The organism is Amycolatopsis stemonae (genome assembly GCF_054781455.1).
The window spans coordinates 72,749-86,456 of sequence record NZ_BAAGUJ010000028.1 but is presented as its reverse complement, the minus strand read 5'-3'; the positions used below and the strand labels follow the sequence as shown (position 1 = coordinate 86,456).

Here is a 13,708-nt window from a genome sequence, read left to right as displayed (position 1 = left end):
AGGCCTCCGGTGGGTGAAGCGGTTCCTCGACAGCTCCACTTCACAACCGGAGGCCTTCACCTGTCTGCACGACAGGCCGTCACCGGTCACCTCAAGTCGGGACAACGTCCCCGGACATCACAGCTAGCGACCCGGGCGTTTGGCCGGTTCGCAGCAGCCGACCGCGCACGGCGCGCCGTTGACCGTGCAGCCCGCCGCCGTGAACGGGGACAGCTTCCGCGGTGGGACGCCGTGCGTGTGCTCGCGGATCAGCTCCACCACCAGCTCCGCGAAGCGCGGGTCCGCACCCGCCGTGGCCGCGCGGGCGAAGGCCATTCCGTGGTCCGCCGCGCGTTCCGCTGCCTCGTTGTCCAGGTCCCAGATCACCTCGAGGTGGTCCGAGACGAACCCGATCGGCGAGACGACCACGCCCGTGACGCCCGCGGCGTGCAGTGCGTCGATGTGGTCGACGATGTCCGGCTCCAGCCACGGGACCTGCGGCGGCCCGGACCGGGACTGCCAGACGACGTCGTACTCGGCAATCCCCGCTTCGGCGGCCACCAGGCGCGCCGCCTCCGCGATCTGGCGGGAGTACCGGTGACCGCCCTCGGCCGGCGGGCCCGACGCGCGGTCCGCGCTCGACGGCACCGAGTGCGCCGTGAACACCGTGCGGATCCCCGGCGCGTTCCCGAGCGACGCGTGCGCCTCGCGGACGCCGTCCGCCACCGCCGAGACGAACAGCGGGTGGTCGAAGAACTGGCGCAGCTTCACCATTTCGGGCGCGTCGGTGCCGACCGCCGCGCGGGCGCGCTCGAGGTCCTCGTCGTACTGGCGGCACGCCGAGTAGCCGCCGTACGCGCTCGTCGGGAACACCAGGACCCGCCGGGCGCCGGACGCGGTCAGCGACGCGAGCGTGTCCTCGACCATCGGGTGCCAGTTGCGGTTGCCGAAGTGCACCGGCAGGTCCATGCCGGCGGCCGCGAGCTGCTTCTCGACCGCGGCCATCGCGTCGCGGTTCAGCTTGTTGATCGGCGATACACCGCCGAAGTGCTGGTAGTGCTCGGCGACTTCGAGCAGCCGCTCCCGCGGCACACCCCGGCCCTTGGTGACGTTCTCGAGGAACGGCATGACGTCGTCGGGCCCTTCCGGACCGCCGAACGAAAGCCACAGCAACGCGTCGTATCCCACCCCGCCATCTTGCCGATGTGGCGGCCCGCACGCTGACGCGGGCCCATTATGAATCGACCAGTACAGAACTGTGCTACGGTCGGGCCATGGCCAGGCCACGGGAGTTCGACGAGACCGCCGCCGTCGAGAAGGCGATGCACGCCTTCTGGGAACACGGCTACGAGGCGACGTCGACGCAGGACCTCTGCGACGCCACCGGGCTCGGACGCAGCAGCGTCTACAACACCTTCACCAGCAAACGGGCCCTCTTCCGGCGTTCGCTCACGCACTACACCAGCACCCAGCTCGGCAAGCGGCAGGCGATCCTCGACGGCCCGGGCACGGCGGCCGAGCGGCTCGCGGCGGTCCTCGACCAGACCGTCGAAGACGACGTCGAGCAACGCCGGCGCGGCTGCCTCGTCGTCAACACCCTGGCCGAGCTCGGCTTGCCCGACGACGAAGTCGGCGCCGCCCTGCGGGACGACACCGACCGAAACCTGGCCATGTTCGCCGAATGCGTCCGGGAAGGCGTGCTCGACGGCAGCCTCCGCGACGGCCTCGACCCCGCCGACGTGGCGGAGTTCCTGCTCAGCACCACCTCGGGCCTGCGTGTGCTGGCCCGCCGGGGCACGAGCCGCGAGCGCATGCACGCCGTCGCGGACATCGCACTGGCGGGCATCACGCACTGAACACCATTTCGGCAATGGCGAACCATGCCCCGATTTTGAACTGACCGATACATAACCGGAGGGACCTTCATGCCCCTGGCCGTCTTCGTCCTCGGGCTCAGCGTGTTCGCGCTGGGCACGTCCGAGTTCATGATCACCGGCCTGCTCCCCGGCATGGCCGCCGACCTGCACGTGAGCATCCCCGACGCCGGCCTGCTGATCTCCGCGTTCGCCATCGGCATGGTCGTCGGCGCGCCCCTGCTGGCCATCGGCACCCTGCGCCTGCCCCGCCGCCGGACGCTGCTGGCCCTGCTCGGCGTGTTCGCCGCGGCGCACGTCGTCGGCGCGCTCGCCGACGGGTACGCGCTCCTCTTCGCGACGCGGGTGATCGCGGCGCTGGCCTGTGCCGGGTTCTGGGCCGTCGCCCTGGCGACGACGATCGCGCTCGTGCCCGTCGAGCGGCGCGGGCGCGCGATGGCGGTGCTGGTCGGCGGACTGACCGTGGCGAACATCGCCGGGGTGCCCGCCGGCACCTTCCTCGGCCAGCACGCCGGCTGGCGGACGGCGTTCTGGGCGGTCACGGCGGTGACCGCGCTCGCGGTGATCGGCGTGGCCCTGCTGGTGCCCGAGACGACCGGCGGACCGCTGAGCGTCCGGGGCGAACTGCGGCTCTACCGGCTCGGCCGGGTCTGGCTCGCGCTCGGTGTGATCGCCCTGTGCCAGGCCATGATCTTCGCCGCGTTCAGCTACCTGGCGCCGTTGCTGACCGAGACCGACGGCCTGCCCGGCGAATGGGTGCCGGGCGTTCTGGCGCTGTTCGGCGTCGGCGCGCTGCTCGGGATCAGCGCGGGCGGGCGGCTGGCCGACCGGCGGCCGTTCGCCACGCTGTACGGCTGCCTCGCCCTCGCGGTGACGGCGTTGCTCGTGCTCGCCCTGACCACCGACGCGCACGTCGCCGTCGCGGCCGTGCTCGTTTTCGGTGTGGCCGCCTTCGGCGCCAACCCGGCCCTGAACCTCCGCGCCTTCCAGGCCGCCGGGGACGCGCCGACGCTCGTCGGGGCCAGCACGACCGCGGCGTTCAACGTCGGCAACACGGTCGGGCCCTGGCTGGGCGGCGTCGCGATCGACGCCGGGTTCGGCTTCCCGAGCGTCGCCTGGACCGGGATCGCGCTCGGCGCGGCGACGGTGGCCGCGCTCACGGTCGCCGCCGCCGTCCAGCGGAGCGACGACCGTGAGCCGGTGGCCGTGTGAGGCTCAGACGCCGAGGAAGTGGACCCCGCCGTCGACCATGATCATCGAGCCGGTCGTGGCCGGGAGCCAGTCCGACAGCACCGCGCAGACGCTCTTCGCCACCGGGTCCGGGTCCGTGCTGTCCCAGCCGAGCGGCGCGCGGTCGCCCCAGCCGTCCTCCAGGTCGACGAAGCCCGGGATGGACTTGGCCGCCATCGTCTTCATCGGGCCGGCGCTGACCAGGTTGACGCGGATGCCCTGCGGGCCCAGCTCTTTGGCCAGGTAGCGGTTGACCGACTCGAGCCCGGCCTTCGCCACGCCCATCCAGTTGTAGACCGGCCACGCGACGCGCGCGTCGAAGTCCATGCCGACGTACGACGCACCGCGGCCCATCAGCGGCAGGCACGCCTTCGCCAGCGACATGTACGAGTACGTCGAGATCTCGATCGCGGTCTTGACGTCCTCGGCGGGCGCGTCGAGGAACGGCGCGCCGAGGCAGGTCTGCGGCGCGAAGCCGATCGAGTGCAGCACGCCGTCGAGGCCGTCGACGTGCTCGCGGACCTTGTCGGCGAGGCCGTCGAGGTGCTCCTGGTTGGTGACGTCCAGCTCGATCACGGGCGCCTCTTCGGGCAGCCGCTTCGCGATGCGCTCGACGAGCGACATGCGGCCGAAGCCGGTCAGCACCACCTTCGCGCCCTCCTGCTGCGCGATCTTGGCCGCGTGGAAGGCGAGCGAGGCGTCGGTGATGATGCCGGTGATCAGCAGGCGCTTGCCTTCGAGCAGTCCGGGCACGGGTCCTCCAAGTCTGGGTTCGGGATGAGGGCGAAAGATCAGTGGCCGAGGCCGAGGCCGCCGTCGACCGGCAGCACCGCGCCGTTGACGTAGCCGGCTTCCTCGGAGGCCAGGTAGCGCACCGCGGCGGCGATCTCGGCCGGCTCGGCGTACCGGCCCGACGGCACCGCCGCGAGGATCTCCTTCTTGCGGTCCTCGGACAGCTCGTCGGTCATGTCGGTGTGCACGAAACCGGGCGCGATCACGTTCGAGGTGATGTTGCGGGAGCCGAGCTCGCGGGCCAGCGACCGCGCGAACCCGACGAGGCCCGCCTTCGACGCCGCGTAGTTGGCCTGGCCGGCCGAGCCGGAGAGGCCGACCACCGAAGAGATGAAGATGAACCGGCCCCACTTGCCGCGCAGCATCCCGCGCGAAGCACGCTTCGCGACGCGGTAGGCGCCGGTCAGGTTCGCGTTGACGACGCGCTCGAACTGCTCGTCGCTCATCCGCATGAGCAACGTGTCGTCGGTCAGCCCCGCGTTGGACACCAGCACCTCGACCGGGCCCTGGTGCTCCTCGACGAGCTTGAACGCGGCGTCGATCTGCTCGGTGTCGGTGACGTCCGCCCGGACCCCGAAGAGCCCGTCCGGCGCACCCGAACCACGGTGCGTGACGGCGACCTGGTGCCCCTGCTCGGCGAGGTCCCGGGCGATCGCCAAACCGATGCCTCGGTTACCCCCGGTGACCAGAACCGACCGTCCCACAGTGTTCTCCCTCTTCTTCGACCCGTGCGCTGCTGCCGGGCACGAGGTTATCGGCAGTCCCGCCGCGACGCGCACCCGCGCCCGCGGTGTCCGCGACCGTCCTAAGCGGGTGTTAGGAACTGCCCTCCGACCTTGCTGGTTACCCGCTGGTTGGTCACCGTGAGTCGCAACACAGGAGGTCGACGATGACAACCCGGATCAGCGGCACGGACGCCGTGGCCGTGAGCGAGAAACGCGTTATCGGCAACGTGCTTCGCGGCTCGATCGGCAACTTGATCGAGTGGTACGACTGGTACGCCTATGCGGCGTTCACCACATACTTCGCCAAGTCCTTCTTCCCCACCAGCGACACCACGGCGGCGTTCCTCGGGACCGCGGCCGTGTTCGCCGTCGGGTTCCTCATGCGGCCGCTCGGCGGCTGGATGCTCGGCCGCTTCGCCGACCGGTTCGGCCGCCGCAGCGCGCTCGTGCTCTCGGTGACGTTCATGGCGGGCGGCTCGCTCCTCATCGCCGTCACGCCCAGCTACCACACGATCGGGATCGCCGCGCCGATCCTGCTGCTCGTCGCCCGGCTCATCCAGGGGCTCTCGGTCGGCGGCGAGTACTCCACCTCGGCGACCTACCTCTCGGAGGTGGCCACGCCCGGCAAGCGCGGCTTCTACTCGAGCTTCCAGTACGTGACGCTCTACGGCGGCCAGCTGCTGGCCCTGGGCCTCCAGCTGATCCTGCAGGCGATCCTCACCGAGCAGCAGCTGACGGCGTGGGGCTGGCGGATCGCGTTCGGCGTCGGGACGGTCGCCGCGCTGACGGTGATGTGGCTGCGGCGCGGCATGGACGAGTCGGCGAGCTACGAGCAGGTTGCGGGCGACGACCACGGCAAGGCGGCCGGTGACCGCGGCACCCTGCGCACGCTGGCCAAGTACCCCAAGGAGATCGCGCTCGTCGTCGGCCTGACGCTCGGCGGAACCGTCGGCTTCTACACCTTCGCCACCTACAGCCAGAAGTTCCTGGAGAACACCGCGCACATCCCGCGCCGGCAGGTGACGATCGTGCTGTTCTGCGCGATCCTCGTCGCGGCGCTGCTGCAGCCGCTGGCCGGGAAGCTGTCGGACCGGATCGGCCGCCGCCCGCTGCTGCTGTTCTTCGGCATCGGCGGCACGCTGCTCACCGTCCCGCTGATGACGGTGATGGGCTCGACCCGCAACCCGGTCGGCGCGTTCTTCCTGGTGCTGGCCGGGCTCGTGATCGTCGCCGGCTACACGTCGATCAACGCGATCGTGAAGGCCGAGCTGTTCCCGACGAAGATCCGCGCGCTCGGCGTCGGGCTGCCCTACGCGCTGACCGTGGCGCTTTTCGGCGGCACCGCCGAGCTGATCGCGCAGGCGTTGAAGAGCGCCGGGCACGAGCCGGTGTTCTTCTGGTACGTCGCGGGCACGATCCTCGTCTCGCTGATCGTCTACGGCACAATGCGGGAAACCTCGAAGACCTCCGAGCTGGAGGACCGCAGGGAAGATCGACACTGAGAAAGGGATGACCGTGCGCGTGCTCCTCGTCGAAGACGACGCGGGTGTCGCCGGCGCGCTCGCCGAGTCGCTGCACGCGCGCGGTCATCCCGTCACGAGCGTCGCCCGGGGCGCGGACGCCCTGCACCGCCACCGCGGGGCCGACCTCGTCCTGCTCGACCTGGGCCTGCCGGACCTCGACGGCCTGGACGTCCTGCGGAAGATCCGGGCGGTGTCGCCGGTGCCGGTGATCGTGCTGACCGCCCGCGGCGACGAACGCTCGGTGGTGCGCGGCCTGCGCCTCGGCGCGGACGACTACCTGACCAAGCCGGTGCGCCTGGCCGAGCTGCTGGCCCGGATGGACGCCGTCGTGCGGCGCGCGGTGGCCCGCGCGGCGCCCGCCGGGGACGTCGTGCACGTCGAAGACGTCGAGATCGACCTCGGCGCGCGGCGGGTGCTGGTGGCCGGGCACGACATCGGGCTGACGACCAAGGAGTTCGAGGTCCTGGCCGTGCTCGCCGCGCGGCCGGGGACCGCGGTAAGCCGTCAGCAGCTGATGGACGAGGTCTGGGGCGACGCCTACCTGGCGGTGTCGCGGTCCCTGGACGTCCACCTGACGTCGTTGCGCGCGAAGCTGGACCGGCCGGGGCTGCTCTCCACCATCCGCGGCTTCGGCTACCGGCTCGGCCGGGGGTGACCCGTGCGGACGCGGCTGCTGGTCGTCCTGGTCGCCTTGGCGCTGGCGGTGGTCGCCGCCTTCGCCGTGCCGCTGCTGAGCTCGACGGCCGAGCAGCGCACCCAGCAGCTGGTCATCTCGCGGACCGCCGACGTCGACCGGTTCGTCGTGCTGGCCCAGCAGGCCGTCGACACCCGCGACCCGGCCGCGCTCGTCGCCGACGCGGCCCGCTACGCCGACCTGTACGGCGAAGGCGTCGTCATCGTGGACGCGCGCCGCGCGCCGCTGGTGCAGGCGGGCGGGCTCACCGCGGCCGACCCGGCGGTGCACGCGCTGGTGGAGGCGACGATGCGCAACGAGCCGGCGCCGCAGGTCGGCCGGCTGCGCCCGTGGTCGGCCGAACCGGCCTACTTCGCGCGACCGGTCGGCACCGGCACCCGGGTGTCCGGCGTGGTCGTGCTGCGGGCGTCGGTGACGGCGGCGGCCGCGGACGTCGCCACCCGCTGGGGCACCATCGGCGCCGGGGCGCTGCTGGTGGCGGTCGTGTTCGTGCTGCTCGCCGTCGTGCTGGCCCGCTGGATGGTGCGGCCACTGCACGAACTGGAGACCGGGGTGCTGGCCGTCGCCGCCGGGCACCGCGCGCACGTCCCGGAGCGCACCGGCCCGCGTGAGCTGCGGGTGCTCGCCGGCGAGGTCAACCGGATGTCCGAGGCCGTGCTGGAGGCCGCCGACCAGCAGCACCGGCTGGTCGCCGACGCCTCGCACCAGCTGCGCAATCCGCTGGCGGCCCTGCGGTTGCGCGTCGACTCCCTCGCCGCCCAGGTCGACGGCGGCAACCGCACCTACCGCGCGACCGTGGCGGAGGTGGAGCGCCTCGAGAAGCTCCTCGACGGGATGCTCGCGCTCGCGCTGGCCGAGAGCACGGCGACACGCGTCGCCGCGGGCGGTACCGACGAAGCGTGTGACCTGGCCGCGGTCCTCGCCGAGCGCGTCGACGCCTGGCGGCCCGCCGCCGAGGACGCGGGTTCGGCGATCGTGCCGCCGCCCGGGCACGACGAGCCGGTGACCGTCCGCTGCCCGGAAGGCGAGCTGGCGCAGATCCTGGACGTGGTGCTGGACAACGCCGTCCACTACGCCGGCCGCGGCGCGAAGATCACCACGGACTGGTCGACGAGCGCGTCATCGGCGACGCTCGTCGTCGCCGATGACGGGCCCGGTCTGTCCACAGAGGACCGGGCGCGGGCCACCGAACGGTTCTGGCGTGCCGGCGGCGAAGGCGCGCCCCGCGGGACCGGCCTCGGGCTCGCCATCGCGCACCAGCAGGTGCGCACCCGCGGCGGGGTCCTGGACCTGCGCCAAGCCGTGCCGCACGGCCTCGAAGTCCACGTGACGCTGCCGCTGGCGGAGGCGCCATGACCACCACGCGGCGCGGCTTCCTGCTCGGCGGCCTCGGGCTCGCCCTCGCCGGCAGCTCGACGTCCGGCTACGACGGCCCGGAGCGCACGCTCACCATCGCCGCCGGCGAGCGCGGCGGGTTCTACCTCGCCTTCGCCGAGCTGCTGGCGACCGAGCTGAGCCGCGCGGAGCCCCGGCTGCACGCCACCGCCGTGCCGACCGAGGCGAGCGTCGCCAACGTCGACCTGGTGCGGCGCGGGCAGGCCGATCTCGGGCTGGTACTCGCCGACGTCGCCCAGACGGCGCTCGCCGGGGGCGCACCGTTCACCGGGAAGGTGCCGCTGCTCGCGCTCGGCCGCGTCTACGAGAACTACCTCCAGCTCGTGGTGCGCGCCGACGGCCCGGTGCGCCGGCTCGCCGACCTGGCGGGCCGGCCGGTGTCGCTCGGCGCGGGCGGTTCCGGCGCGGCGCAACTGGGCGAGCGGCTGTTCGCGAAGGCCGGCGTCCCGGTGGACGCGAAGCACCTGCTGTTCGACGAAGCCGTCCGTGCGCTGGCCGGCCGGCGGATCGACGCGATGCTGTGGTCCGGCGGCGTGCCGACGCCGAAGCTCGCCGACCTCACCCGCACCACGCCCATCGCGCTGCTTCCCCTGGATGCGGTGGTGCCGGCGCTGCGCGCCGCGTACGGGCCGGTGTACGACCAGGTCCAGGTGCCCGACGGCGCGTACCGCGGGGTCGGCACGCTGGGCACCATCGGCGTGGCGAACCTGCTCGTCTGCTCCCCCGCGCTGCCCGGCGACGTCGCCGCGGCGGTCGTCCGGGTGCTCGTCGAGCGGGCGACCGACCTCGTGCCCGCCGAGGCGGTCGGCACGCAGTTCCTCGACGTCCGGACGCTCATCGGCACCCAGCCGGTGCCGTTGCAGCCGGGCGCGGCGGCCGCGTACCGGGCCCGGCACGGCTGACCGTTAGATTGGACCGGTGACCGAACCCCGCCGCCCGATCGCCGAGATGCCGCTGCGCGTGCGCTACCACGAGTGCGACGGCCAGGGCATCGTCTTCAACGCCCACTACATGGCCTATGTGGACATGTGCGCCTTCGAGGCGGAGAAGGCGCTCTTCGGCTCCCACGACGAATTCCTGGCGCACGGCACGGACGTCGTGGTGGCGGAGGCGAACCTGAAGTTCCGCGAGCCCACGCGTTACGACGAGGAGCTCGTGGTGTCGCAGTACCTGACCCACCTCGGGACGACGTCGCTGATCTTCGACTTCGAGATCCACCGCGGCGACGCGCTCGTGCTGGCGGCGAACGTCCGGTACGTGTTCGTCGACCCGGCCACCGTGCGGCCCACGGCCCCGCCGGACGCGGTCCGCAAGGTCTACTCGGCCCTCCTCGGGGACTGACGCCCGTGTTCCGCGTGCTCTTCTACCACCCGGAAATCCCGCCGAACACGGGCAACGCGATCCGGCTCGCGGCGAACACGGGCTGCGAGCTGCACCTGGTCGAGCCGCTGGGGTTCACGTTGGAGGACAAGCAACTCCGCCGCGCCGGCCTCGACTACCACGACCTCGCCCGCGTCCGGGTGCACGCCTCGCTGGAGGCGGCGTGGGAAGTGCTGCTGCCGGCGAAGGTCTACGCGTTCAGCGCGTCGGCGACCCGCCTGTACACGGACGTTTCCTACGGCCCCGGCGACGTCCTGCTGTTCGGGCCGGAGTCGGTCGGGCTGCCGCCGGAGGTGCAGCAGGCCCCGCAGGTGACCGGCCGCGTCCGGCTCCCGATGCTGCCGACGAGCCGCTCGCTCAACCTGGCCAACACGGCGGCCATCACGATCTACGAGGCCTGGCGCCAGAACGGCTTCGCGGGCGCGTGATCACCGTCCGGTAGGTTCGCCGGATGCGACAGCAGTTCCTGGGGGCGCTCATCGGCGCCGCGTTCGGCACCGTGTTCGTCCTGGTCAACTCCGGTGCCCCGCTGCCGGCGGCGCTCGGGTGGGTGCTGCGGGCACTCGCCGTCCTCGCGCTCGCGGCCGTGGTGGTATTCGGGGTCCGCGCGGGCGGGCGGCCGACGCTGGAGGGCCGGCCGATGTTCGGGCCGAGGTACCGGGTGATCGTGACCGGGGAAGTCGTGCTGCTCGTCGCCGGGTTCTTCGTGCTCAGCCTGCTGGACGCGCCGGTGCAGGCGAACGTCGCGTGGATCGCCACCGTCGTCGGCCTGCACTTCGTCGCGCTGGCTTCGGCGTGGAAGACGCGGTCGATCCTCGTGGTCGGGGTGGTGCTGAGCGTGCTCGGCGTCGTCGGTCTCGCCCTGCTCGGGAGCGCGGCCGGGTGGGTGCCGTTCGTCAGCGGCGTGCTGTCCGGGGTGACCCTGCTCGGCGGAAGCCTGTACGGCGTCCGCCGAGCCTGAGTCACGGGAGTCTCTGGCCCCAGAACAGGCTGGCCGCCGCGCCCAGCATGAGCAACAGCGTCCCCACGACCACCCAGGGCTTGCTCGCGTCGGCGTCCTTGAGCTCGTAACCGATCTGCTCGCCGAGATCCGCGTAGACCTTCTTCAGCTCCTCGGCACTCGCCGCCTTGTAGAAGTCACCGCCGGACAGTCGGGCGATTTCGCGCAGCGACTCGTCGTCGACGCTCACCGGCTGGGCCTTGCCGTCGATGTCGACCGAACCGTGGGTGGTGCCGAACGAGATCGACGAGATCGGCACGCCCGCCTGCTTCGCCGCCTGCGCGGCCGTGTAACCGCCGCGCGCCGCGTAGAGGTCTTCGGGCACGGTCTGCTTGCCGTCCGACATCAGCACGATCCGGGCCGGTGGTGGCCCGTCGGCGCCGCCCACGACGCTGGAGAAGCTCTCCACCGACTGCAGGGCCGCGAAGATGCCCTCGCCGGTCGCCGTCGACTGGGCCAGCTTCAGGTTCTCGATCGCCTTGATCACGCCGTTGCGATCCGTCGTCGGGTTGACCAGCACGGTCGCCGTGCCCGCGAACGAGATCAGGCCGAGGTTGATGCCCGGGGTCATGTTCTGCGCGAACTGCGTCGCCGCGTCCTGGGCCGCCTTGAGCCGCGTCGGCGCGACGTCGGTGGCCTCCATCGACAGCGACACGTCGATCACCAGCATCACGGTCGCCCGGTTGCGCGGCACCTTCTGCTCGGCGGTCGGGCCGGCCAGGGCCACGGTGAGGATCAGCAGCGAAAGCACGATCAGTACCGCGGGCAGGTGCCGGACCCAGCCCTGCGTCTTCGGCGCGACCTTCTCCAGCAGCGCCAGGTTCGCGAACCGCATGGTCCGCTTCCGGCGCGCCCGCTGCGCCAGGACGTACCCGGCCGCGACCGCCGCGACGGCGATCAGCAGCAGGAACCACCAAGGCGCGGTGAAGCCCGTCAAGCTCATGCGCGCACCTCGCAGACGCTCGGTGCGGCCTGAGCCGGCGACGCCGTGTCGAATGGTTCGGTCGCGAGCTCCACTGTGCCGAATGGTTCGGTCGCAAGCTCCACTGTGCCGAATGGTCCGGTCGCACGCTCCCTCACGCGACACCCCCCGACCAGCGGCGCTTGCGGGCCACGACGAACCGCACCATGTCGGCGATCCAGTCGGCGTCCGTGCGCAGCGTCAGGTGCGCCGCGCCCGCGCGCCGCAGGCCGGCCGCCACCGTCTGGCGGTGGGCGTGGGCCGCGGCCCCGAACTCCTTGCGCAGCAAGGCCGACGCATGCACTTCGCGTTGCTTCCCTGTCTCCGGGTCGGCCAGCACGACGGTGCCCACCTCGGGCAGGTCGACGTCGCGCGGGTCGAGGACTTCGATCGCGATCAGTTCGTGCCGCCCGCCCAGCGCCCGCAGCGGCCGCTCCCACGACGTGTCGCCCAGGAAGTCGGAGATCACCACGGCGAGGCCGCGACGGCGCGGCGGGCGGCGCAGCTGCTCCAGCGCGTTCGCGAAGTCGCCACGGGTTCCTTCGGCCGCGCGCGGTGTCTCGGCCAGCTTCCGGACCAGGCCGCGGGCGTGCGCGAGGCCGCCGCGCGCCGGGATACGGGTCGTGTCGGCGCCGGTGGAGACCAGCGCGCCGATCCGGTTGCCGCCGCCCCCGGTCAGGTGCGCGACCGCCGCGACCGCGCAGACCACCAGGTCACGCTTCTCGCACAGGGCCGTGCCGAAGTCGAGGCTCGCCGAGAGGTCCGCGACCACCCACGTCTCCAGCTCGCGGTCGGCGACGGTCTCGCGGATGTGCGGGGTCGTCGTGCGGGCGGTGACCGCCCAGTCCATCCGGCGGACGTCGTCGCCGGGCTGGTACGGGCGGGCCTCACCGGGCTCGGACCCCGGCCCCGGCACCAGGCCGAGGTGGTTGCCCTGCAGGAGCCCGTCGAGCCGGCGCCGGACGTCGAGCTCCAGCGTCCGGAGCCCGGCTTCCAGCCGGTCGCCGCGCAGTACCGGCGGCGCCCACGAAGGGCGGGTGCCCTTCTCGTTCTTCGCCATCGCCGGGTTACCTGACCGGCGCGCCCGCCGGGACCGGGCCGCCCTGGCCGGCCCCGCCCTGCGGCCGGGCCGAGACCTGCGGCAACGGCACGGTCTGCAGCACGCGCGTGATGATGTGGTCGATGGGCACGCCGTCGGCCAGCGCGTCGTAGGACAGCACGAGCCGGTGGCGCAGCACGTCCGGCACGACATCGACGACGTCCTGCGGCAGCACGTAGTCGCGGCCGCGGACCAGGGCCAGTGCCCGGGCGGCCGCGATGATGCCCAGGCTCGCGCGCGGCGAAGCGCCGTAGGACACCCAGCCGGCGACGTCGGCGAGGCCGTGCTCGTTCGGCGTCCGGGTGGTCAGCACGAGCCGCACGACGTAGTCGACCAGCGCGTGGTGCACGAACACCTGCGACGCGACACCCTGCAGCCGGACCAGCTCGGACGGCGAGAGCACTTCGTGCGGGGTGGGCGGGGCGACGCCCATCCGGTAGATGATCTCGCGCTCTTCTTCGGCCGTCGGGTACTCGACGACGATCTTGAACAGGAACCGGTCGCGCTGCGCTTCCGGCAGCGGGTACACGCCCTCGTTCTCGATCGGGTTCTGCGTGGCCAGGACCAGGAACGGGTCGGGCATCGGGAACGTCTGCCCGCCGATCGACACGTGCCGCTCGGCCATCACCTCGAGCATCGCCGACTGGACCTTCGCCGGCGCGCGGTTGATCTCGTCGGCGAGCACGAAGTTGGCCACGACCGGGCCGAGCTCGACGTCGAACCGCTCGGCGCCCTGGCGGTAGATGCGGGTGCCGAGGATGTCGGCGGGCACCAGGTCGGGGGTGAACTGGACGCGCGAGAACGAGCCTCCGACGACCCGGGCGAACGTCTCGACCGCGAGCGTCTTCGCCACGCCGGGCACGCCTTCGAGCAGCAGGTGGCCCTTGGCCAGCAGGCCGACCAGCATCCGCTCGACCAGGCGGTCCTGGCCGACGATGATCCGCTTGACCTCGAACACGGTCCGCTCCAGCAACTGGGCGTCCCGCGCCGGTGTCGCCTGCTGGCCGTTCCCGCCCTCGGCGTAGCCGGGCTCGGTCACTCTGCCTCCTCGAAAGT

15 protein-coding genes are annotated in these 13,708 nt (G+C 72.4%); 9 read left to right on the top strand and 6 right to left on the bottom strand.

Going from position 1 to position 13,708, the window contains the following annotated elements; all coding sequences use genetic code 11:
- Positions 1-123 precede the first annotated feature (123 nt).
- Positions 124-1,167: a ferrochelatase gene (locus ACYVLJ_RS47235; protein WP_460443654.1), complete on the bottom strand. Its 1,044-nt coding sequence runs from the start codon at positions 1,165-1,167 to the stop codon at positions 124-126.
- Positions 1,168-1,253: 86 nt separating this feature from the next.
- On the opposite strand from ACYVLJ_RS47235, the gene ACYVLJ_RS47230 reads away from it, so the two are divergent.
- Together ACYVLJ_RS47230 and ACYVLJ_RS47225 are read left to right on the top strand one after the other, a co-directional pair.
- The gene (locus ACYVLJ_RS47230) at positions 1,254-1,835 is read left to right on the top strand and encodes a TetR/AcrR family transcriptional regulator (RefSeq protein WP_460443653.1); all 582 of its coding nucleotides are present in this window, start codon (positions 1,254-1,256) and stop codon (positions 1,833-1,835) included.
- A 69-nt stretch (positions 1,836-1,904) separates the two neighbouring features.
- Positions 1,905-3,065 (top strand): MFS transporter, encoded by a 1,161-nt coding sequence (locus ACYVLJ_RS47225; protein WP_460443652.1) that lies wholly within the window; start codon positions 1,905-1,907, stop codon positions 3,063-3,065.
- A 3-nt stretch (positions 3,066-3,068) separates the two neighbouring features.
- Here the strand turns inward: ACYVLJ_RS47225 and fabI are convergent, their stop codons facing one another.
- Positions 3,069-3,836 carry an enoyl-ACP reductase FabI gene (fabI, locus tag ACYVLJ_RS47220; RefSeq protein ID WP_451972521.1) on the bottom strand — a complete coding sequence of 256 codons (768 nt, stop codon included), beginning with the start codon at positions 3,834-3,836 and terminating at the stop codon, positions 3,069-3,071.
- 38 nt (positions 3,837-3,874) lie between these two features.
- Positions 3,875-4,579 (bottom strand): 3-oxoacyl-ACP reductase FabG, encoded by a 705-nt coding sequence (gene fabG, locus ACYVLJ_RS47215; protein ID WP_451972519.1) that lies wholly within the window; start codon positions 4,577-4,579, stop codon positions 3,875-3,877.
- Between the two features lie 185 nt (positions 4,580-4,764).
- Between fabG and ACYVLJ_RS47210 the strand changes: the two genes are divergently transcribed.
- From ACYVLJ_RS47210 to ACYVLJ_RS47180, 7 genes are read left to right on the top strand one after another with little or no spacing between them, the layout of a single operon-like run.
- A complete protein-coding gene (locus tag ACYVLJ_RS47210; RefSeq protein WP_460443651.1) occupies positions 4,765-6,102 on the top strand; it encodes an MFS transporter in 1,338 nt (445 codons plus the stop codon).
- A gap of 7 nt (positions 6,103-6,109) precedes the next feature.
- On the top strand, positions 6,110-6,778 hold the full coding sequence (locus ACYVLJ_RS47205; RefSeq protein ID WP_460443650.1) for a response regulator transcription factor: 669 nt from the start codon (positions 6,110-6,112) through the stop codon (positions 6,776-6,778).
- 3 nt (positions 6,779-6,781) lie between these two features.
- A complete protein-coding gene (locus tag ACYVLJ_RS47200; RefSeq protein ID WP_460443649.1) occupies positions 6,782-8,173 on the top strand; it encodes a sensor histidine kinase in 1,392 nt (463 codons plus the stop codon).
- Complete coding sequence (locus ACYVLJ_RS47195; RefSeq protein WP_460443648.1) at positions 8,170-9,114, top strand: type 2 periplasmic-binding domain-containing protein; 945 nt, start codon at positions 8,170-8,172, stop codon at positions 9,112-9,114. Before ACYVLJ_RS47200 ends, ACYVLJ_RS47195 begins: the two co-directional genes overlap by 4 nt.
- Before the next feature lie 16 nt (positions 9,115-9,130).
- On the top strand, positions 9,131-9,553 hold the full coding sequence (locus ACYVLJ_RS47190) for an acyl-CoA thioesterase (RefSeq protein ID WP_460443647.1): 423 nt from the start codon (positions 9,131-9,133) through the stop codon (positions 9,551-9,553).
- Positions 9,554-9,558: 5 nt separating this feature from the next.
- Positions 9,559-10,020 (top strand): tRNA (cytidine(34)-2'-O)-methyltransferase, encoded by a 462-nt coding sequence (locus tag ACYVLJ_RS47185; protein ID WP_460443646.1) that lies wholly within the window; start codon positions 9,559-9,561, stop codon positions 10,018-10,020.
- A gap of 23 nt (positions 10,021-10,043) precedes the next feature.
- Positions 10,044-10,553, top strand: a complete 510-nt coding sequence (locus ACYVLJ_RS47180) for a hypothetical protein (protein WP_460443645.1) — start codon at positions 10,044-10,046, stop codon at positions 10,551-10,553.
- A gap of 1 nt (position 10,554) precedes the next feature.
- Here ACYVLJ_RS47180 and ACYVLJ_RS47175 read toward each other — a convergent pair whose 3' ends face one another.
- The 3 genes from ACYVLJ_RS47175 to ACYVLJ_RS47165 all read right to left on the bottom strand — a co-directional run bounded on the left by ACYVLJ_RS47175 (position 10,555) and on the right by ACYVLJ_RS47165 (position 13,691).
- A complete protein-coding gene (locus ACYVLJ_RS47175; RefSeq protein ID WP_451972503.1) occupies positions 10,555-11,535 on the bottom strand; it encodes a VWA domain-containing protein in 981 nt (326 codons plus the stop codon).
- Between the two features lie 133 nt (positions 11,536-11,668).
- Positions 11,669-12,613, bottom strand: coding sequence for a DUF58 domain-containing protein (locus tag ACYVLJ_RS47170; protein ID WP_451972501.1), 945 nt, complete (start codon positions 12,611-12,613; stop codon positions 11,669-11,671).
- A gap of 7 nt (positions 12,614-12,620) precedes the next feature.
- Complete coding sequence (locus ACYVLJ_RS47165; RefSeq protein ID WP_160697712.1) at positions 12,621-13,691, bottom strand: AAA family ATPase; 1,071 nt, start codon at positions 13,689-13,691, stop codon at positions 12,621-12,623.
- Positions 13,692-13,708 lie beyond the last annotated feature (17 nt).